The 20,289-nt window shown below is 66.7% G+C and carries 19 protein-coding genes; 7 read left to right on the top strand and 12 right to left on the bottom strand.

The annotated features are described in order from the left end of the window. Window positions 1-15: 15 nt before the first annotated feature. The 9 genes from AGI3411_RS04730 to AGI3411_RS04690 form a co-directional block, all read right to left on the bottom strand. Window positions 16-2,274, bottom strand: coding sequence for an alpha-ketoacid dehydrogenase subunit alpha/beta (locus AGI3411_RS04730; protein WP_244240256.1), 2,259 nt, complete (start codon window positions 2,272-2,274; stop codon window positions 16-18). 11 nt (window positions 2,275-2,285) lie between these two features. Then, window positions 2,286-3,104, bottom strand: a complete 819-nt coding sequence (locus AGI3411_RS04725; protein WP_129526248.1) for an ABC transporter ATP-binding protein — start codon at window positions 3,102-3,104, stop codon at window positions 2,286-2,288. A gap of 36 nt (window positions 3,105-3,140) precedes the next feature. Then, the gene (locus AGI3411_RS04720; protein ID WP_129526247.1) at window positions 3,141-4,223 is read right to left on the bottom strand and encodes an ABC transporter substrate-binding protein; all 1,083 of its coding nucleotides are present in this window, start codon (window positions 4,221-4,223) and stop codon (window positions 3,141-3,143) included. A 67-nt stretch (window positions 4,224-4,290) separates the two neighbouring features. Beyond that, a complete protein-coding gene (locus AGI3411_RS04715) occupies window positions 4,291-5,109 on the bottom strand; it encodes an ABC transporter permease (protein ID WP_129526246.1) in 819 nt (272 codons plus the stop codon). Further along, entirely contained in the window at window positions 5,097-5,987 is an 891-nt protein-coding gene (locus AGI3411_RS04710; RefSeq protein WP_244240255.1) for an ABC transporter permease, read from the bottom strand. The genes AGI3411_RS04715 and AGI3411_RS04710 overlap by 13 nt, the downstream gene beginning before the upstream one ends. 1 nt (window position 5,988) lies before the next feature. Beyond that, window positions 5,989-6,978, bottom strand: coding sequence for an alcohol dehydrogenase catalytic domain-containing protein (locus AGI3411_RS04705; protein WP_129526245.1), 990 nt, complete (start codon window positions 6,976-6,978; stop codon window positions 5,989-5,991). Window positions 6,979-7,002: 24 nt separating this feature from the next. Further along, the gene (locus AGI3411_RS04700; protein WP_129526244.1) at window positions 7,003-7,776 is read right to left on the bottom strand and encodes an SDR family NAD(P)-dependent oxidoreductase; all 774 of its coding nucleotides are present in this window, start codon (window positions 7,774-7,776) and stop codon (window positions 7,003-7,005) included. A 7-nt stretch (window positions 7,777-7,783) separates the two neighbouring features. Further along, the gene (gene hpsN / locus AGI3411_RS04695; protein WP_129526243.1) at window positions 7,784-9,097 is read right to left on the bottom strand and encodes a sulfopropanediol 3-dehydrogenase; all 1,314 of its coding nucleotides are present in this window, start codon (window positions 9,095-9,097) and stop codon (window positions 7,784-7,786) included. A 30-nt stretch (window positions 9,098-9,127) separates the two neighbouring features. After that, window positions 9,128-10,180, bottom strand: coding sequence for an ABC transporter substrate-binding protein (locus tag AGI3411_RS04690; RefSeq protein ID WP_129526242.1), 1,053 nt, complete (start codon window positions 10,178-10,180; stop codon window positions 9,128-9,130). A 221-nt stretch (window positions 10,181-10,401) separates the two neighbouring features. On the opposite strand from AGI3411_RS04690, the gene AGI3411_RS04685 reads away from it, so the two are divergent. The 4 genes from AGI3411_RS04685 to AGI3411_RS04670 are packed head-to-tail and all read left to right on the top strand — an operon-like array spanning window position 10,402 to window position 13,981. Beyond that, the gene (locus AGI3411_RS04685; protein ID WP_043543505.1) at window positions 10,402-11,454 is read left to right on the top strand and encodes a LacI family DNA-binding transcriptional regulator; all 1,053 of its coding nucleotides are present in this window, start codon (window positions 10,402-10,404) and stop codon (window positions 11,452-11,454) included. 19 nt (window positions 11,455-11,473) lie between these two features. Then, entirely contained in the window at window positions 11,474-12,397 is a 924-nt protein-coding gene (locus AGI3411_RS04680) for an NAD(P)-dependent oxidoreductase (protein ID WP_129526241.1), read from the top strand. Next, window positions 12,390-13,199, top strand: coding sequence for an ABC transporter permease (locus AGI3411_RS04675; protein ID WP_043543508.1), 810 nt, complete (start codon window positions 12,390-12,392; stop codon window positions 13,197-13,199). The genes AGI3411_RS04680 and AGI3411_RS04675 overlap by 8 nt, the downstream gene beginning before the upstream one ends. Continuing rightward, window positions 13,187-13,981: an ABC transporter permease gene (locus AGI3411_RS04670; RefSeq protein ID WP_043543509.1), complete on the top strand. Its 795-nt coding sequence runs from the start codon at window positions 13,187-13,189 to the stop codon at window positions 13,979-13,981. Before AGI3411_RS04675 ends, AGI3411_RS04670 begins: the two co-directional genes overlap by 13 nt. Window positions 13,982-13,992: 11 nt before the next feature. Here AGI3411_RS04670 and AGI3411_RS04665 read toward each other — a convergent pair whose 3' ends face one another. After that, a complete protein-coding gene (locus AGI3411_RS04665; RefSeq protein WP_129526240.1) occupies window positions 13,993-14,901 on the bottom strand; it encodes a LysR family transcriptional regulator in 909 nt (302 codons plus the stop codon). 101 nt (window positions 14,902-15,002) lie between these two features. Here AGI3411_RS04665 and AGI3411_RS04660 point away from each other — a divergent pair, with 101 nt between their 5' ends. Together AGI3411_RS04660 and AGI3411_RS04655 are read left to right on the top strand one after the other, a co-directional pair. Then, a complete protein-coding gene (locus tag AGI3411_RS04660) occupies window positions 15,003-16,334 on the top strand; it encodes an arylsulfatase (protein ID WP_129526239.1) in 1,332 nt (443 codons plus the stop codon). A 44-nt stretch (window positions 16,335-16,378) separates the two neighbouring features. After that, window positions 16,379-17,344, top strand: a complete 966-nt coding sequence (locus AGI3411_RS04655; RefSeq protein ID WP_129526238.1) for a tripartite tricarboxylate transporter substrate-binding protein — start codon at window positions 16,379-16,381, stop codon at window positions 17,342-17,344. Between the two features lie 3 nt (window positions 17,345-17,347). Here AGI3411_RS04655 and AGI3411_RS04650 read toward each other — a convergent pair whose 3' ends face one another. Further along, the gene (locus AGI3411_RS04650) at window positions 17,348-18,088 is read right to left on the bottom strand and encodes an SDR family oxidoreductase (RefSeq protein WP_129526237.1); all 741 of its coding nucleotides are present in this window, start codon (window positions 18,086-18,088) and stop codon (window positions 17,348-17,350) included. Window positions 18,089-18,097: 9 nt separating this feature from the next. Next, the gene (locus AGI3411_RS04645; protein ID WP_129526236.1) at window positions 18,098-19,438 is read right to left on the bottom strand and encodes a CitMHS family transporter; all 1,341 of its coding nucleotides are present in this window, start codon (window positions 19,436-19,438) and stop codon (window positions 18,098-18,100) included. A gap of 153 nt (window positions 19,439-19,591) precedes the next feature. On the opposite strand from AGI3411_RS04645, the gene AGI3411_RS04640 reads away from it, so the two are divergent. Continuing rightward, window positions 19,592-20,287, top strand: coding sequence for a response regulator transcription factor (locus AGI3411_RS04640; protein ID WP_129526235.1), 696 nt, complete (start codon window positions 19,592-19,594; stop codon window positions 20,285-20,287). The last annotated feature ends 2 nt before the right edge of the window (window positions 20,288-20,289 follow it).

Below are 20,289 nucleotides of genomic sequence, written 5' to 3'. Positions count from 1 at the left end.
GCGCGGACGCTGGCATCAGCGGGAATCGCCGCGGCGGCTGTCCAGGGACCGGAGCGCCGTCTCCACGGCCTGCGCGTCCGCCAGCGCGGCCCGCTCCAGCACCTTGGAAACCACCGGCGACGAATTCGATCCGGTGACATGGACGATTTCGTGGTCCAGCCAGTCGAACAGGCGCGACTGCGCATCGCTGGCCACCCGCGCCCCGATCGAGGTGCCGCGGGTGGTCTGCTCCACGATCATCAGCGCCTGCGTGCGCCGGACGCCCGCCTCGATGGTTTCCCAATCGATGCCCAGCGGATCCAGCGTGCGCAGATCGATCACCTGCGCGTCGATGCCGCTGCGTTCCGCCACCTGGCAGCAGGTCTCGACCATGAGCCCATAGGTCAGGATGGTGCAGCGCGAGCCTTGCCGGGCGACGCGAGCGCGGCCGATGGGAACGATGTAGTCCCAGTCCTCCGCCGGCACCTTGTCCACCTTCTTGAAGAGGTCGTTGTATTCCACGATCAGCACCGGGTCGTCGCAGCGCAGCGCGGCATTGAGCAGCCCGATATAGTCGTAGGGGCGCGACGGCGCCAGGATGCGCCATCCGGGGTACTGCGCGAACAGACCGCTGGCGTCCATCGAATGCTGCGAACCGTAGCCGGTGCCGGCCGTGACGCGGCTGCGCACCACCACGGGCACGGCGAACTTGCCGCCGAACATATGCCGTACCTTGGCGATCTGGTTGAACAGCTGATCCGCCGCGACCAGCGCGAAATCCGGGTACATGATTTCCACCACCGGGCGCATGCCGTTCAAGGCCGCTCCCAGCGCCAGGCCGGTGAAGCCGTTCTCGCAGATCGGCGTGCCAATGAGCCGCCCGGGGAAATGGTCCCCGATATCCTTGGTGGCGCCAGCGGTGCCGCCCTTCAGGCGATGCACGTCCTCGCCCAGGATGAAGATGCCGTCGTCGCGCTGCATGTTCAGCAGCATCGCCCGCGAGATCACGTCCTGGAACTTCGCGTCCGCGAGACCGGCGGACGGCTGGTCTTCCAGTTCCGCCACGCGCTGGCCCGCCAGCTCGCTCAGGTCGCCCCGGATGCCCGTGTCCACGCTCGCCGGATCGGGCCACAGCTCGGACCTGATGCGCTGCGATTTCTCGTCGCCATAGTGCTCCAGCAGCCGCTCCAGCGCGCCGTCGATCAGTTCGTCCGCCCGGCGTTCGAGCACCGCGATGCCGGCATCGTCGATCAAGCCCAGCGCCTTCAACTGGGCCGGGAACGTCACGATGGGATCGCGTGCCTGCCAGGCTTCCTCTTCCTCTTTTTCGCGGTAGCGGAACGCGCTGCCTTTCAGGGCGCCGGACTGGTGCAGATAGCGGTAGGTCTGCGCCTCCAGCAGCACCGGTCCGCCGTCGCGGCGAATGATGGCGCGCGCTTCCTGCATGGCCAGGCGCGCGGCCACGACGTCCATGCCATCGAACTCGATGGCCGGCACGCCCAGCGACAGGCCGCGCGCCGACAGCCGGGTCTCGCGGGTCTGTTCGGAGACGTGCGTAGACACTGCGTACAGATTGTTTTCCACGAAAAAGATCGTGGACGTACTGTAGAGCGCCGCCAGGTTCATGGCCTCGTAGGCCGCGCCGCTCTGCATGGCGCCGTCGCCGAAAAAGGCCACGGACACGTGGTCGCGTCCGCGCAGCTTGTCGGCGAAGGCGTAGCCCACGGCGTGCGATGGGTTGCCGCCCACGATGGCGTTCGAACCGTAGATGCCGGCTTCGGGATAGCGCAGATGCATGGAACCGCCCCGGCCGCCGCAATAGCCGGGCGTCAGGCCCAGGATCTCGGCGTAGGTCCGGTACACCACTTCGCGGTGCGCGGCCAGCGTCTCCGAGGCCAGCGGCGCGTAGTCCGCGGACGTGGCGTGGTTCAGGGCCTTGGCCAGGAATTGATGGTGCATGCGGTGCGTGCCGTTGATCTTGTCCGTCGACTCCAGCATCGACATGGCTCCCACCGCAGCTCCGTCCTGCCCGATGCTGGAATGCGCGGGGCCATGCAGAATGCCGGCCACGCTCAGCTTCAGGAGTTTTTCCTCGAAGCGACGTATCAATATCAACTGCTCCAGCATCACCGTCATCTGCCGGGGCTCGATGCCTCGCGCGTCGTCCTCCGTAACCTTGAGCCGCCACCATGGGGTCTGGGTCTTCAGAGCAGCAAGCCGGGAACTCATCGTTTCGTCTCCAGGCCGGTCTTTCCGGCCGGACGCCGGCGCGGCGCCATCCTCGATATGCTTCATGTTTCGTTCCTTCAATGGGCCGTGGCCAGGGCGGTGTCCAGGGGCTCCGTCTCCTGCGCCCGGAGCAGCTTCCAGATATGCGTGCGCAGGTGCACGAACGCCTCCATGTCCATCACGTCCTCGATCCGTTCCATGCTGTCCCAGTCCTCGCGCTTGCGCACATCGGAGACGTTGATGATCTCTTTGATCTGTCCGGGCCGCCCCGTCAGCACCACCACCCGGTCCGACAGGTACACCGCTTCCTCCACGCTGTGCGTGATGAACAGCACCGTGCGCGGATTGAGCCGCGACAGTTTGACCAGCTCTTCCTGCATGACGACCCGCGTCTGCGCATCCAGCGCGCCGAACGGCTCGTCCATCAGCAGCACGTCGGGGTCCAGCGCATAGCTGCGCGCGATCGCCACGCGCTGCTGCATGCCGCCCGACAACTGGTGTGGATAGGCCTGTTCGTAGCCCGCCAAACCCATCAGCTCGATATAACGCGCCACCGTTGCCGCTCGCGCCTCGCGCGAGGCTCCCTTGCACTTCAGGCCGAAGCCGATGTTCTCGGTCACGGTCTTCCAAGGGAAGAGCGCGAACTGCTGGAATACGACGGCGCGGTCGGGCCCGGGCTGCTCCACATCTCTACCGCCGACACGCACGCTACCCGCCGAGGGAAACTCCAGGCCCGCCGCCATCCTCATCAAGGTGGTCTTGCCGCAACCCGAGGGCCCGACGATGGAGACGAACTCCCTTTCCCCCACCTCGAAGCTGACGTCGTCCAGCGCCAGGAAGCGCTCGCCGCCCCGGCTGAAGGTGCGCTGCACCCGTTCGAAAGTGATCTGACTCATGCTTGCGTTCCTTTGTTGAGAACCGCGGCCGCTGGCCTACTTTGCGACATTGGCGACGAAGGCCCTGAGCTTGGGATCGTCCTGGATCATCTGCAGATACTTGCCCGTGACCATCGTCTTGGGATCGGGAATCTTCTTGACCACGCCCACGGACACCATGAATTCCCCAACGCTGTTCCACCACCCCACGATCTCCGAGACGCCGCCGGGACCGGGCGCGAACAGTTTGGTCTGCTCGGCCAGGTCGAAAGCGGGCCGGTCGCGCAGTTCCTGCTCCAGGTACTTGTCGGGAAATTTCACGCCCACGCTGCCGAAGAACGCCTTCAGATATGCCCTGGCCTCTTCGGGATGCGCCCGCTGCCAGGCCACCGCGCGCAAATAGACCGCCAGGAAGCGGGCCACCTTGTCGGGATGCTGCTTGGCGAATGCCGGCGTCGTGAACAGGTAGCTGTGGATTGGCATCTTCAACTCCGCGCCCGTGCAAATAACCTTGGCGCCGATGGCCTCCTCCAGGATGTAAGTGTTGGGCGCCCACACGGAAGAGATGTCGTACTTGCCGCTCATCACCGCGGCGTTGATATCGGGCGGGGAGAGGTTGACGAAGCGATAGTCATCGGGTTTGAGCCCGAATTTCTTCGACAGGCATTCGGCGGCGCCCCATTGGCCTGTGGAGTTGCTGGTAACGGGTATGGTCTTGCCCTTGAGCAGCGCCGGATTCTTGAGATATTCGTCCGCCCGGTCCTTGATGGCCATCAATGTGATGATGGCGGCCTCGCCGTCCGCAATGCCGATAGTCTGCAAGCCGTACTTCGACGCCCCGAGCAGCGAAGGGATGTTGCCCGCCCCGCCCACGTCCCAGGACCCGGAGGCGCCCGCCGCGATTTCCACCGCACCGGAGGCAAAGGTCGAAATCTCGGGCTTCAGGCCCACCTCTTGCCACCAGCCCTTCTCGCTTGCGATGTACCACTCCAGCGCCCACCGCTGCGGCTGCTGCCCGATGCGGATGGTGAACAGTTCCGTGCCCGCCGGCGCGCCCTGGGCCTCCGCCTGCCCGGGCCCCCACAGCCAGCACCCGATCACGATCGCCGCCAAGACCTTGAGGCCTTTGTATTGTTTCATCTGTCTCTCTCCAATATGGAATGCCGCTACACACTGCCCGCCCGTTCTCTCTCCTTTTTCGTCCCGGTCAGCGCGACCAATCGCGCTGCACCCGCCGTTGCAGGGCGCGCATGGCGTAGTCGATGCCTGCGCCTATCAACCCTATGGTGATCATTCCGCTTATCACGATGGCGGGTTCCAGATTGCTGCCGCCCTGCACGATCATGTAGCCCAGCCCGGTCGACCCCACGATCAGCTCCGCGCCGATCAGCGACTGCCAGCCGAACCCCGCGCCGACCCGGATGCCGGCCACGATGTGCGCCAGCGAGGCCGGCAGCAGAATTTCCGTCAGCGTGGCCCACCGGCCGGCGCCCAGCATCTGGCCGGCCTCAATGAGGGTGCGGTCGATCTGCTTGGCGCCGCGATAAGCGTTCAACACGCAGGGCGCGAAGGCTCCGGCGAATATCACCAGCGTGGGCGACAGGAAGCCGGTGCCGAACCAGAAGATCGCAAACGGCACCCAGGCAATCGGGGGAATGAAGCGAAACGCCTCGAACACCGGCGCCACCGCCCAGTCCAGCGCTTTGAAGCGCCCCATGAACAAACCCAGCGGCACGCCCAGCAAGACGGCGATGGAAAAGCTGATCAGGAATTTCTCCAGGCTGGCCAGCAGATGCATCTGCAGAACCGAACCCGCATAGGGCTCGCGCGTGTGTTCGGCCATGCTGCGCAGCACGGTCAACGGTCCCGGCAGGAAAGCGGGCGATACCAGGCCCAGGCCGGAGAGCAGCGCCCAGCCGCCGAATAAGCTAACGATTCCGAGGGCCGGCATCAGCCAGCGTTCCGCCACCCGCCGCGACACGGCGGCGCGCCCGCGCGCCAGGCGAACGTCGTTCAGGCTTTCCATGGCATCATCCTACGTTCGACTTGCGCGAGCAGCGCGGACATCAGCATGCCCATCGCCGCCACCGCAGCCATGGCTACCAGGATCATTCCCGAGTTCAGGTCCCGGGTAGCGATGATCAGCACATGGCCCAGCCCCACGAAGGAGCCAACCAGCTCGGCCGCCACCAGCACCATCCAGCATGCCTGCAGCGAGGTCCGCAGGCCGGTGAAAATCGCCGGCAGCGCGCCGGGCACGACGACGTCCAGCAGCATCAGCCGGCCAGCTGCGCCATTGGCGCGCGCCGCCTCGACCAGCGTTTCGTCGATATTGCGCACGCCGGTATAGGTGTTGATCACCGTGGGCGCGAAGGCCGCCAGCCAGATGACGAAGACCTTGGCGCCGGTGCCCAGCCCGAACCACAGTATCGTCAGCGGAATCCAGGCAATGGGAGCGATCGGACGGATGATCTGGAACACCGGATTGACGTAGGCTTCGACCAGCCGGCTTTGTCCCATCAGGATGCCCAACGGCACGCCCGTCAGCGCCGCCGCCGCGAAACCGTACAGCACCAGCGCGCTGCTGGCTGCGACGTGTTGCAGCAATGTGCCGTCGGCATAGCCCTCGCCGGCAATCTCCAGCAAGGCGTCCCAGGCATCGGCGGGCGACGGCAACTGAACCGCGCTCAATAGCTCCAGCGGGCCGGTGGCCACGTACCAGGCCAATAACAGCGCCGCGACCGATGCGCTGCTGACCAGCCAGCGCAACGAAAGGCGGCGGCGAGCCGGCGCAGGGGGATAGGCGGAAGGCCTGGCAACGGTCATGACAGCGCTCCGGTCGAGCAGAGCCAAGGCGGCCTGGGCGGCGGCGATGGCGCGGGGGGACAGCGGATGGCGCGCCATGTCAATGCGTCCTCAGCACGATCTTGGCCGATGCGGCGCGCCCGCCGTCCAGGTCGGAGAAGGCCTGCGCGCCCGCGCCCAGTTCACGCTGCTCGATCCAGGACAGATCGCCGAAAACGCCGCGATGCAATGCCTCCACGGTCGCACGCAGATCCGCGCTGGTGTAGGTGTAGGCGCCAATCAAGGTAATCTCGTCCAGCGTCAACCGCCGCATGTCGATTTCGCTGGCCCAGTCCTGCAGGCCGATGTGCAGCATGACGCCGCCCGGCTGCACCGCAGCCAGCGCGGCCGGCCGCGTAAGCTTGCCTCCCACCGCGTCCACAACCAGCTCGTACGCGCCCGGCGCGGGCGCCGTCTCGCGCGGATCGAATGCCGTGCAGCCCGCGTGCCGCCCTGCCGAGGCGCGCCGCAACGGATTGGTTTCGGCCAAGCTGACGCGGCACCCCTGGCTGCGCAGCAACAGCGCCGTGAGCAGGCCAATGGCGCCGCCGCCCACGACCAGCGCGCGGGCTTCGGCCAACGGACGGAAGAGCGCCCGCTGCGCCAGCGCCACGCCGTGCAAGGCGGTGGCCGCCGGCTCGGTCAGCGCGGCCGCGGCGGCCGGCATGTCCTGCGGCACCGGAATCAGACAACGCTCGGGAATGGCCATGAATTCGGCGAATGCACCGGGGCGCGTCATGCCCACCATGCCGCGGTCGTTACACAGGTTGTTGCGGCCCTGCACGCAAAAATCGCACCGGCCGCAATGGATCAGCGGATTTCCGGTGACGCGTTGGCCGGCGCGGCTGCCGCCCACCAGCGTGCCGACGAACTCATGGCCCAGAATCAGCGGCGGCTTGCGGCGCGGATCATGCCCATGATAAGCGTGCATATCCGAGCCGCAGATGCCCACCGCCTCGATGCGCAGCAGCGCGTCGCCGTTCCCCGGCACGGGATCGGGTTCCTCCCGGTAAATCAGCTGGTTGGGCTCGGTGTAGACAAGGGCTTTCATGGCTGGACTCCACGGAGATGCCGGTCAGCGGGCCGAAAAACCGCCGTCTATGAACAGGGTCTGCCCGGTGATGTAGGCCGAGGCTTCGCTTGCCAGGAAGACGGCTGCGCCGTGCAGGTCGTCGAGCTGGCCGTTGCGCCCGATCATGGTGCTCGCGGCCAGCGCCCGCACGCGATCCGGATCGCCCATCACAGGCGCGGTCAGCGGAGTCTCGAAAAAGCCGGGCGCGATCGCATTGCAGGTGACGCCATAGCGCGACCAGTACTCGGCAATGGCGCGGGTCAGCTGCATCAGGCCGCCCTTGGAAGCGCCATAGGGCGCACTGTCCGGAAAGGCGCGCACGCATTGCAGCGAGGTAATGTTGATGATGCGGCCCCAGCCCCGCTCGCGCATGGCCGGCGCAAGCGCGCGGGTCAGCAGGAAGGGCGCGGTAAGGTTGATCGCCAGAGAACGGTCCCAGTCCTCGTCGGCGGTATCCTCGAAGGGCTTGCGCACATTGATGCCCGAGGCGTTGACCAGGATGTCGGGCGCGCCGAAAGGCTCGGCCGCGCGGGCCGCAAAGCCGCGCAGCGCGTCACGGTCGGCCAGGTCGCAGGGCAAGGGCCGCGCGCGCAGGCCTGCCGCCTCGAACTCGCTCGCAGCGGAAGCGAGCTCCTGGGCGCGCCGCGCTACCAGGACCACGCTGGCGCCTGCCCGCGCCAGCGCCAGGCCGATGGTCTTGCCGATGCCGGAACTGCCGCCGCTAACCAGCGCAACGCGGCCGTCCAGGTCGAACAGGCGGAACATGTCGTTCTGCATGATGGCTTCACTCCCGCACGGGTTCGCCCAGTTCGAAGGATTCCTGCGGAAAATACTTGGCTAGGCGATCGTCCGCCGTGCGCGCGTGCGCCTCCATGCCCTCCAGGCGGGAAATCCGGGCGGTCACCTGGGCGGTATCGCGGCTGGCCTGCCGCGTCATGCGCTGCCAGGTCACGGTCTTGATGAACTTGTGCACCGACAGGCCGCCCGAATAGCGCGCCGCGCCCTTGGTGGGCAGGATGTGGTTGGTGCCGCTGGCCTTGTCGCCGAAAGCCACCGTGGTTTCCTCGCCCAGAAAGAGCGAGCCGTAGCAGGTCAGGCGCCTGAACCACCAGTCCAGGTCCTCGCAATGGACCTCCAGGTGTTCGCTGGCGTAGCGGTCGGAAACCTCCACGGCCTCTTCGCGCGTATCGCAAAGCACCACCTCGCCATAGTCGCGCCACGCGGCGCCCGCGGCGTCCCGCGCGGTGGGCGGCAAGGCGGCAATCAGTTCCGGCACTCGTCCAAGCACAGCTTCGGCCAGGGCGCGGTCGGTCGCGATCAGCCACGCGGGCGACTCGTGGCCGTGCTCGGCCTGTCCGACAAGGTCCGAAGCGACGATGGCCGGATCCGCAGAAGCGTCGGCGATGATGCAGACCTCGGATGGGCCTGCGAAGACGTCGATGCCCACGCTGCCGAACAGCATACGCTTGGCTTCCGCCACGAACTTGTTTCCCGGGCCGACAATGATGTCGGCCGGGCTGCCGGTGAACAGGCCGTAGGCCATGGCGGCGATCGCCTGCACGCCCCCCAGAGTCATCACGGCGTCCACGCCCGCGACTTGCATGGCGTAGAGCACCTGAGGGTGTATGCCCTCGCCTCGGTAAGGCGTGGAACACGCGATGACGGTGGGCACACCGGCCGCCTTGGCGGTAGCGATGCTCATGTAGGCCGAGGCGATGTGCGCATAGCGCCCCGTGGGCACGTAGCAGCCCGCCACGTTGACGGGTATCAGCCGCTGCCCCGCGACCAGGCCGGGCGCAAGCTCCAGCTCGAATTCGCGCACCGAAGCCATCTGCGCCTGTGCGAATTTGCGCACCTGGCCGGCGGCGAATTCGATGTCGCGCTTGATGCCGCCGGGGATGGACGCCGTGCGCCGCTCGATCTCGGCGGCGCTGACCAGAATATCTCCCTCCCATTTGTCCAACCGCCTGGCGTAGTCGCGCACCGCGGCTTCACCTCCCGACTTGATGTTCGCCAGCATCTCGGCGGCGACCTCGCGCGCCGCGGCCTCATTGCCCTGGGGCTGTTTCGACGCGGACTTGAGCTTGCTTACTGCCATGGTATGGCCTCGCGGAAGTAGGGATGAAGCTCAGTTGGCCTTGTTGGCGAAGGTCTTGAGCGCCGGGGTCTGGTCGACGCGCTTCATGTAGTCGTCCGTGATGTAGGCCTTGGGATCCGGCACCTCTGTAAGCGTGCCTACGCTTTTCAGGTAGCCGGACAACGCCTCGTACGCGTTGTCCAGCGTGGACTTGCCGCCGGTCCGCGACATCAGCTTGAGTTGTTCGTCCAGCGTGAAGATCGGCCGTTCCAGCTCCTGCCCCAGGTATCCGTCGTTGAGCTTGATGCCGTTGGCCTGGAACAGTTTGCGCAGGTAGCCCATGGCTTCCGCCTTGTTGTTCTTCTCGAAGCTGACGGCCCGCAGGTAGACCGCCAGGAACTTGGCGACCGCTTCCGGATTCTGCTGGGCGAATTCACCCCGCGCCACCAACGCCCCCGGAATCATCACGCCCGCATCCTTGCCGCTGCATACGACTTCCGCGCCGCTCTGCTCGTTCAGCGTGTAGAAATTGGGCGCCCAGGTGCCGGCCAACATGCCATTGCCGCCGATAAACGCGGACACCAGCTGGGCGGGAGCCAGCGTCACCACGCTGACGTCGCTACGCTGCATGCCCCATTTCTTCAGGCAGGCCATGGTCGCGTATTCTCCCGTGGAGTTCGGACTGAGCAGTACCTGCTTGCCCTTCACTTCCTTGGCCGCGTTGCTGCGCACAGCCGCGGCGTTCTCCTTGCGCGCCATCACGCCGTTGGCGGTCGATTCGTCATTAGTGACGCCCAGCGTCACGATGCCGTAGCGCTGCGCGCCCAGCACCGCCGGTGGCGAGCCCGTGCCGCCCACGTCCCACGACTTGGACGCGGCGCCCGCGATCTGCTGCGCGCCTGCGGGGTACACCACGAACTCCGGCTTCAGGCCCGCTTCGGCCCACCAGTTCTTTTCCGTGGCGATGTAGATCGGCAGCGCCCAATAGGCGATCTGATAGCTGACTTTGATGGGGGTCGGCGCCTGGGCCGATGCCGACGGGGTCAGCAACAAAGCGCCCAGCGGCGCCAGGCACAAACCCAGGATGCGGGGGATTCTCGACATGCTTAGTCTCCTTTAGTGGATTCCGGTCTGCATGCGCGAGCTGCCGCGGCATTCCCCGGATAGCAGGCCCAGATCTGCGTTTGGGCTCGGTTTTTTGAAAGCGCATACAAAGAATAAGCGCGCAAGAATCCCGTTCAACCCCGAGAAAACCCTAGAGATAGACCACAGCGTTTCAATAACTGTATATTCACACCATCAAGTTTCTGAAAGCGCTTTCAAATATGAAGCGAAAGTCTGCGCCCCTACCCGGGGACACCCTGAAGTCGATCGCCGCCGCCGGCGGCATCTCGTCGGCCACCTTGTCGCGGGTGCTGAACCACCCCGAAAAAGTCCGGCCCGACTTGCGGGCTCGCGCCATGGCGCTGCTTGCCGAGGCCGGCTATGTGCCGCACGGCGCAGCCCGCTCGCTGGCCTCGCGCAAGACCCGCACTATGGGCGCCATCATTCCCACGGTGGATAGCGCGCTGTTCGCCAAGCTGGTCGACGGCATGCAGCAGGCAATCCATGAACATGGCTACCAGCTATTGCTGGCCAGCACCAACTACAGCCCCGCGCGCGAAGCGGGCGAAGTGCGCGCGCTGATCGAACGCGGCGTCGACGCAATGATGCTGGTCGGGCGCAGCCGCGACCCCGAACTCTACGAATTGCTGCATTCCAAAGGCATTCCCTTCGTCACTACCTGCCACTACGACGACGCCGATCCCTGGCCGATGGTGGGATGGGACAACGCCGCGGCGGCGCAGCGCATCGCCGACTATCTGCTGGACATCGGGCACCGCCGCCTCGGCGTGATCGCCGGCATCTCCAAGGACAATGACCGAGCCGCCGACCGCGTGGCCGGTTTCACGCGCGCGCTCACGCGCCGAGGCATCGACCTGCCGCCGCAGTACGTCATCGAAAAACCCTACACCGTGCCCGAAGCCCGCCGCGCCATGGCCACGCTGCTGCGCTTGCCCGAACCTCCTACGGCGGTCATGTGCGGCAACGACATCCTGGCCTATGGCGCGCTGCAGGAATGCCTGTGGCAGAACCTGCGCGTGCCCGAACAGATTTCGATCACGGGATTCGACAACATCGAAATGGCCGCCCACTGCCGTCCGGGCATCACGACCCTGAACGTGCCTGCCTTCGAGCTGGGCCAGCGCGCCGCCAACATCCTGCTGGCCGCCGACGCCGATACGCCGCCCGAGAATGTCTGCATTGAACTGGAACTGATCGTCCGCGACACCACCGCCCCGCCACGCAGCAGCACCAGTGCGCGGCTAGGCAGCTGACCACACCGGAGCAAGCCCCATGGAACACACCGAATCACCCCGCATCGCATTCCTGGGCCTGGGCGTCATGGGGAGCGCGATGCTGCGCAACCTGACCGCGCAGGGGTATGGCGTATCAGGCTACGACGTCATGCCCGCGGCCATGGAGCGGCTGGCGGACACCGGTTTCCGTCGGGCCGCCACGCCGCTGGACGCCGCGCGCGGCTGCGACGTGGCGATCACCATGCTGCCCACTTCCTCGCACGTCCGCGACGCGCTGTTCGGCGCCGATGGCGCGGCCGCGGGCTTGAACCCCGGCGCGCTGGTCATCGAAATGAGCACGGGCGACGCCGTCGAGACCGACCGCATCGCCGCCGACCTGGCGGCCCTGAGCCTGCGTTGCATCGACGCCCCCGTCGGGCGCACGCCGCGCGAAGCGGCGCAGGGCAAGGCGCTGATCATGGCCGGCGGTGCGCAGGCCGACTTCGACCAGGCCGCCCCCATCTTCGCCGCCATGGCGGATGAGATCGTGCACGTGGGACCTTTCGGTTCGGGCATCCGGCTCAAGCTCGTCAACAACTACATGTCCATGGTTGGCATGGTGCTGACGAGCGAGGCCCTGATGTTTGCCGCCAAGCTGGGCCTGGACCGCGCCACCGTCGTCAAGGTGCTGTCCAACACTACGGCGGGGCGCGGGCAGCTCCTCACGAATTTCCCCGGCAAGGTGCTGGCGGGCGACATCAGCCCCGACTTCCCCCTGCGCATGGGCTACAAGGACATCAACCTGGCCATGAACCTGGCCGCGTCGGTGGGCGCGCCCTTGGGACTGGGCGGCTATGCCCGCGAGATGTTCGCGCTGGCCAGGTCCTGGGGCCGGCAGGAACAGGACTGCACCGCCATGCTGCTGCTGCTGGAAGACGTGGCCCACCTGGACCGCCAGGCCGCGAGGTCCGGCCATGAGTGAACATATCGCAACCCTGCCCGCGCGGCGGCCGCGCGTATCTCGCCGCCGCGTTACCGTCGGCGTGGCCGCCGTTGCCGCCGCCTTCGCCGCCTGGTGGATCGTGTCGGCGCTTGGCTTGGTCAACGGCGCGCGCTTCCCCACCCCACTCACTACCTGGCAGGCCGCGGTACAGCTGTCGCGCGACTCCGGCTATGCCGGCGGCACGCTGTTCCAGCACATCGGACACAGCCTGCGCCTGGTGTTCCTGGGCTTTCTGGTGGCCATTTCCACCGGGGTGCCGCTGGGCCTGCTCATGGGCTTCAGCAAGCGTTTCGACGCCCTGATCGGCCCGGTCTTCTCGCTGCTGCGCCCGATTCCGCCGCTGGCCTGGATCCCGCTGGCAATCCTGTGGCTGGGCCTGGGCGATCCAGCGAAGATCTTCCTGATCTGGGTTTCCTCGTTTACACCGGCGGTGATCAACACCTATGCCGGCGTGCGCAATATCGATCCCACGCTGATCGAAGCGGCGCGGGTGCATGGCGCGGGCGGTCCGCTGCGCATGCTGCGCGAAGTACTGATCCCCGGCTCTTTGCCCATGATCTTCACGGGCTTGCGCCTATCTCTGCAGACGGCCTGGATGACCCTGGTTGCGGCCGAGCTCATCGGCGCCTTCATCGGCCTGGGCAAGGTGCTGGACACAGCCGCCCTGGACATCCGGCCCGGCATGATCCTGTATGCCATGGTCTGGGTCGGCCTGCTGGGCGCGGTGATGACGCGCGGATTGGAATGGATCGAAAAGAGGGCCTTGCCATGGCTACGCTGACGCGCATCGCGGGCGACTCGCCCGCCATCAATCTCGGCCTGTCCTGCCTGGGCCTGGCCGGCTTCTTCCTTGCCTGGCACCTGCTCAGTGTCAGCGGCGTGTTCCCGCCCAATTACCTGCCCGGCCCGCTGGCCGTGCTGCGCACGATCGTGCAGTTCAGCGCCGAACCCTATTCCGGCGCCACGCTGTGGACGCATCTGGGCGCAAGCCTGTACCGCTTCGCCTGCGGTTTCCTGCTGGCCGCCGCCATCGGCATTCCGCTGGGCCTGCTGATGGGCTGGTATCGCTGGCTGGACGACGTCGTCAGCCCGTTCTTCGACGCGCTGCGCTTCGTGGCGCCCATCGCCTGGGTGCCGTTCGCGGGCCTGTGGTTCGGCACGGGTATCGGCGGCCCGACCCTGATCATCTTCGCCGGCGCCTTCCCGCCCTGCCTCATCAGCGCCTACCGTGGCGCCAAGTTCGTGGACACCCGGCTGCTGGAAGCGTCCCGCACCCTGGGCGCCAGCGGCCCCCGCATCGTGGCCGAGGTGCTGCTGCCCGCCTCGCTGCCGTCCATCCTGGCTGGCCTGCGGGTCAGCGCCGGGATCGGCTGGCAGTCGCTGGTAGGCGCGGAACTGATCGTCGTGGGCAACGGCATCGGCTACATGATGGTGCAGGGTCAGCTCAACATCGCCACCAACATCGTCATGGCTGGCATGATCGCCATCGGCATCGTAGGCATCTGCATCGACGTGGCGCTGCGCACGTTTGAACAGCGCTTGAAAGCGCGGTGGGGACGCTGACACTGCAAGTCCTAGCGTGGAATGGCCAGCCCGGCACTGTCCAGGATCGCGCCGCGGAACTCCTTCATCAAGGGCGACCAAGTGGTGGCATGGCGGGAAATCAGCGCAATATGGCGCTGTAAAGGCTTGCCCAGCACGACCGGCAGCACCGCAATATTCCGGTCCGCGCGCAACGCGCTCTGCGGCGCGACGGCCAACAGATCCGAACGCGCCAGGAGCTCCAGCGTGCCTTTGGAGAAATGCTCGACCTCCAGCGCGGCCGTCGGCAGCTCCAGGCCGGCCTCCGCATAGCGCGCATCCAGCGCCTTGCGTGCCACGGAGGTGAGCGCGGGCAGTATCCAGCGCTGCCCTTGCAGGTCGTGCAACGACAATTTCCGGCGCGCGGCCAGTGGATGCCCGCGGCTCGCGGCCACGCACAAGCGGTCTTCGAGTATGGGTTCCTGCTGCAACGTGGCGGGCACGTCGGCATAGAGGGGAGTCACCGCGAGGTCCAGCTTGCCGCTGGCGACCTGGTCGTTCAGGTCGTCGGACAGCCCCTGCGTCAGCTGGATACGCAGGGCGGGCCTGCGCGGCAAGAGTAGCCGCAATGCCGGCATCACGAAACTGTCCACCGTGGCGCCCGTCGCGCCCACACGCAGCAGCCCCGCCTCGCCCACCCGCAGTTCCATCGCGTGCCTGACCGCGTCCCGGTACTCGGCCCAAAGCTTCCTGGCGTGCTCCAGGAACACCAGGCCCGCCGACGTCAACCGCAGGCCGCGCCCGCTGCGGTCCAGCAGCGCCAGGCCGGTGTCGGCCTCCAGCCGCTGCAGGGACTTGGACATGGCCGGCTGGCTGACATCACAGGCAGCCGCGGCGCGCCCCAGATTGCCGTGCTCGACTGCGGCCAGGAAGTACTCGATGTCCCGCAGCGATAGATTCATGAACGATATTTATGGCTATCCATACTTTCAGGAATATTACGCCGCAAACGCCCCCCTAGAATCCCCGGCATAAACCCGAAGAAACACACGAGGCGCAGCGCATGGACAAGAAGCCCAACATCGTACTGATCGTGGCCGACAACCTGGGATGGGGAGAACTGGGCTGCTACGGCGGCGGCGCCCTGCGCGGCGCCCCCACGCCGCACATCGACCACCTGGCCACCGAAGGCCTGCTGCTGCAGAACTTCAACGTGGAAAGCGACTGCGTGCCCACGCGCTCGGCACTGATGAGCGGCCGCCACCCCATCCGCACCGGCTGCCTGCAATCCGTTCCGCCGGGGCTGCCGCAAGGGCTGGCGCGCGACGAGATCACCCTGGCGCAGCAGCTGTCGTCCCAGGGCTATGCCACGGCGCACTATGGCAAATGGCACCTGGGCGACATCCCCGGGCGCTACCCGTCCGACCGGGGCTTCGACGAGTGGTACGGCATCCCCCGCACCACCGACGAAAGCCAGTTCACATCGTCGATCGGCTTCGATCCCTCGGTGGCCGACCTCCCGTACATCATGCAGGGCCGGGCGGGCGAGCCTTCCGAGAACGTCAAGCTCTACGACCTGGACACCCGCCGCGGCATCGACGCCGAACTCGTGGACCGCTCCATCGGCTTCATGCGCAAGCACGCCCAGGCGAGCCGCCCATTTTTTCTCTACCTGCCGCTGGTGCATCTGCATTTCCCCACCCTGCCGCACCCCGACTTCGCGGGGCGCACCGGCGCCGGGGATTTCGCCGATTCCATGGTGGAAATGGACCACCGCGTCGGGCAGATATCCCGCGCCGTGGACGAACTGGGCCTGCGCGACGACACGGTCTTCATTTTCTGCAGCGACAACGGCCCCGAGTTCCGCAAACCCTACCGCGGCACCGCTGGCCCCTGGAGCGGCACCTACCACACCGCCATGGAAGGCAGCCTGCGCGTCCCCTTCATCATCCGGTGGCCCGGCCGGGTGAAGCCGGGCCAGGTGTCCAACGAAATCGTCCACGTTACCGACCTGTACACCACGCTGTCGCGGATCGGCGGCGCGCCCATCCCGCAGGACCGCCCCATCGACGGCATCGACCAGACCGGCTTCTTCACGGGCGCGAGCCCCGCATCGCAGCGGGAGGGCTTCCTGTTCTATATCAAGAACGATCTCCGCGCGGTCAAATGGCGCGATTGGAAGCTGCACTTCTATTGGGAGCCGGAGGTCAACGAAGGCAAGGGCAAACTGGAATCGCCGTACCTGTTCAACCTGAAGCAAGACCCCAAGGAAGAAAGCGACATCCTCATCTTCAACACCTGGGTGCTCGGCCCCATCCTGAAAATGGTGCAGGCGTTCAACCAATCGTGCATCGCGCACCCGAATACCCCGCCGGGCAAGCTGGACCCCAGCTGACGCCCAGGCGGACCGACCGACATAAAAAACACCAGGGGAAAGAAATGAAGTTCGTTATCCGTTGCGGCGCGCTGCTGCTGGGCGCCGCTCTAACCGCATCCGCCGGCGCGGCGGACGCCAGGCTGGACTGGCCCGCCAAGCAGATTACCTGGGTGGTCGGCTTCGTGCCCGGCGGCACCGCGGACGTCCTGACCCGCATCGCCGCCCAGGAACTGGCCCGGCAAAGCGGTCTGAACGTCGTCGTGGAGAACCGTCCCGGCGCCGCGGGCGCCATCGCCCTGCAGCTGGTGGCGCGCAGCAAGGCCAGCGACGGCTACCTGCTGACCGTGCCGGGGCCGCTGATCTATCCCACGCCCCAGCCCGAGATCGGCCGCGAACTGTCGCCCGTCATCCTGATGGCCCAGGGCCCCATGGTCATCGTCGGCCCCGCCAAGGATGCGCGGGGATCGCTGCAGGACGTGCTGGACGACGCGAAGCGGCGGCCCGAGGCCTGGAGCTACGGCAGTTCCGGCAATGGCACGTCGCAGAACCTGGCGGGCGAGCTGCTGAACCAGTATGCCGGCACCCGCATCGTGCATGTGCCCTACAAAGGCGGCGGGCAGGCGGTGGCGGACGTGGCGGGCGGACAGATTCCGCTGGCGATCCTGGGGTCGGCCCCGGTGATGCCGCAGATCAAGGCCGGCACGCTGAAGGCCTACGCCGTCACGACGCCCTACCGCCTGGACAGCCTGCCCGGCGTGCCGACCGTGGAAGAGTCGGGATTCAAGGGCTATGCGGCCACGCAGTGGTTCTCGGTCGCGGCCGGCAACGCCATCCCGGCGGCGCAGCTGGAGCAGGTGAACAAAGCGCTGCAGGCCGCCATCCGCGCGCCGGAATTCAAGGCGGCCCTCGACAATGCAGGCATGATCGCGGGCGGCGGTTCCCCGGAAGATCTGCAGGCGTTCATCCGGGCCGACAACGCCAAGTGGAAAAAGCTGCTGGACAGCGGCGCGGTCAAGCTGGAGAACTGATTCTCAGCTCATGTACACGCCGCCGTTGATCGCGTAGTTCGCGCCCGTGACGAAGGCGGCCGCGTCGGACGCCAGCCAGGCGCACAGCCCGGCCAGGTCCTGAGCGGTGCCCAGCCGGCCCACGGGCACGCTCTCCACGATGCGGTCCAAGAGCGCGGGCGGGAAGGCCTTCACGGTGTCGTCGGCGATGAAGCCCGGCGACACCAGATTGACGGTCACGCCCCGCGCCGCCACTTCCTGCGCCAGCGACCGCGTAAAGCCGATGATCGCGCCCTTGGCCGTGGCGTAGTTGATCTGGCCGATCTGGCCTTTCTCGGCAGCGACGGAACCGATGTTGACGATGCGCCCCCAGCCGCGGTCGGCCATGCTGTCCACGACCTGCTTGGTGCTATTGAAGAGCGTGTCCAGGTTGCTGCGCAGCACTGCCGACCAGTCCGCGTGGCTCATCTGGCGAAAGCGCATGTCCAGCATCGCGCCCGCATTGTTGACCAGCACGTCGATCTCGCCGACCTCGCGCCGCACCTTGGCGAAGGCCGCCTCGGTCGACGCCCAGTCCGTGGCGTCGCCTTCGGACGCGATGAAGTCGTACCCCAGGGACTTCTGCTCCTTCAGCCAATGGTCCTTGCGCGAGGAGCGCGGCCCGCAGCCCGCTACCACGCGGTGCCCCGCGAGGTGCAGCGCCTGGCAGATCGCGGTGCCGGTATGGCCCATCCCGCTGGTGACGTAAGCAATGCGCAGAGCCATGAAGCCTCCTTAGGAGAGTTGTCCGACGAGCGGGAAAAGTCCGAACGCCAGCGCGGCGGCAAGCATCACCAGGCAGACCATCGTGGCCCACTTCAGGGCATAGCGCTGGTGGTCGCCGAAGTCGACGCCGGCCAGGCCCACCAGCAGGTAGGTCGACGGCACCAGCGGGCTCAGCAGATGCACCGGCTGGCCCACGAGCGACGCGCGCGCCATCTCGACCGCGGAAATGCCATAGCCCTGCGCCGCCTCGCTCAGGATGGGCAGCACGCCGAAGTAGAAGGCGTCGTTGGACATGAAGAAGGTGAACGGCAGGCTGACCAGCGCGGTAATGCCGGCCAGGTACGGGCCCATCGCGTCGGGAATCACCGCCAGCAGGCTGCGCGACATGGCCTCGACCATGCCGGTGCCCGACAGGATTCCGGTGAAGATGCCCGCCGCGAAAATCAGCGACACCACCGACAGCACGTTGCCGGCGTGCTGCGTCACCCGGCGGCGCTGCTCGGCCAGATCGGGGTAGTTGATGACCAGCGCGATCGCAAAGGCAATCATGAACAACACCGGCAGCGGCAGCACGCCCACCATCAGGCTCACCATCAGCGCCAGCGTCAGCCCGGCGTTCACCCACAGCAGCCTGGGCCGGCGCAGGTCCTGGTCGACCTCGATCTCGGGCAGCGTCTTGGGACCGTCCTCGTCGTAGCCCGCGTGCAGCGATGCGCCGCCAGGCAGCGAGAGCACGCCCAGGCGGCGGCGTTCGCGCAGTCCCAGGAAGAACGCTAGGACCAGGATGGACACGATCGCCACGCCCATCACCGGCACCAGCGGCACGAAGATGTCGCCCGCGTCCACGTGCAGCGCGCTGGCGGCGCGCGCCGTGGGCCCGCCCCAGGGCGTCAGGTTCATGACGCCGCTGGCCAGCATGGCCAGGCAGGTCATGGACAGGGCATTCATTTTCAGGCGGCGGTACAGCGGCAGCATCGACGCTACCACGATCATGTAGGTGGTGGAGCCGTCGCCGTCCAGCGAGATCACGAGGGCCAGCACGGTCGTGCCCACTACGATCTTCAGCGGATCGCCCTTCACCGCCCGCAGGATGCGGCCGACGATGGGGTCGAACAGGCCGGCGTCGATCATGACCCCGAAATACAGGATGGCGAACATCAGCATCACGCCCGTCGGGGCGATCTTGCGGATACCGTCCAGCATCATTTTGTCGATGCCCGCCCCGAATCCGCCCAGCAGGGCGAAAATAATGGGGACAAGGATGAGCGCCACCAGGGGCGACAGGCGCTTGGTCATGATCAGCGTCATGAACGTGATCACCATGCCGAAGCCAAGCAGGGTCAATAGCATGAGGTTATCTCCGACTCGTCGTTGTTATGCGAGGCTGCCGCCGGCGGGGGAGGCAGGACCGCAAGACTAGGAACAAAAGCTGTCGACAACCTGTCGTTTTTCCGGACAGCAAGCGAGCGCAGCGTGCCCCCCCCTCATGCGACAATCGTCGCTATGCGCATACTGGTGATCGAAGACGACGAAGACCTGGCCGACGCCATCGTGCGCCGGCTGCGCCGGCTCGGCCATGCCGTGGATGCCCAGAACGACGGCCTCAGCGCCGACGGTGTCCTGCAGTACGAAACCTTCGATCTCGTCATCCTGGACATCGGCCTGCCCCGCATGTCGGGCTTCGACATCCTGCATCGCCTGCGCGACCGCGGCAGCAAGACGCCGGTGCTGGCGCTGACCGCCCGCATCGACATCGAAGACCGCGTCCACGCCCTGGATACCGGGGCCGACGACTACCTCGCCAAGCCCTTCGATTTCCGCGAACTGGAAGCCCGCTGCCGCGCCCTGCTGCGCCGGCCGAGCGCCCAGGCCACGGGCGTGCTGCGGTTCGGCGAACTGGTCATCGACAGCGCGGCGCGCCAGGTCACCCTGGCCGGCCAGCGCATCGAACTCCCCAAGCGCGAGTACAGCCTGCTGGAGATCCTGCTTGCCGGCATGAACCGCGCCGTCAGCAAGACGGAAATCGCCAACAAGCTGTTCGCTTTCGACGACGACGCCGCCCCCAACGCCATCGAGGTCTACATCGCGCGGCTGCGCCGCAAACTGGAAGGCACGCCCCTGCGCATCGAAACGCAGCGCGGCACCGGTTACCTGCTCACAGCCGCCAACGACGCGGCCGAGCGCTCCGACACGCCCTGACC

This window comes from Achromobacter agilis, from assembly GCF_900496965.1.
In the GTDB taxonomy this organism is placed as follows: domain Bacteria; phylum Pseudomonadota; class Gammaproteobacteria; order Burkholderiales; family Burkholderiaceae_B; genus Achromobacter; species Achromobacter agilis.
This window is presented reverse-complemented; position numbering and strand designations above follow the sequence as displayed.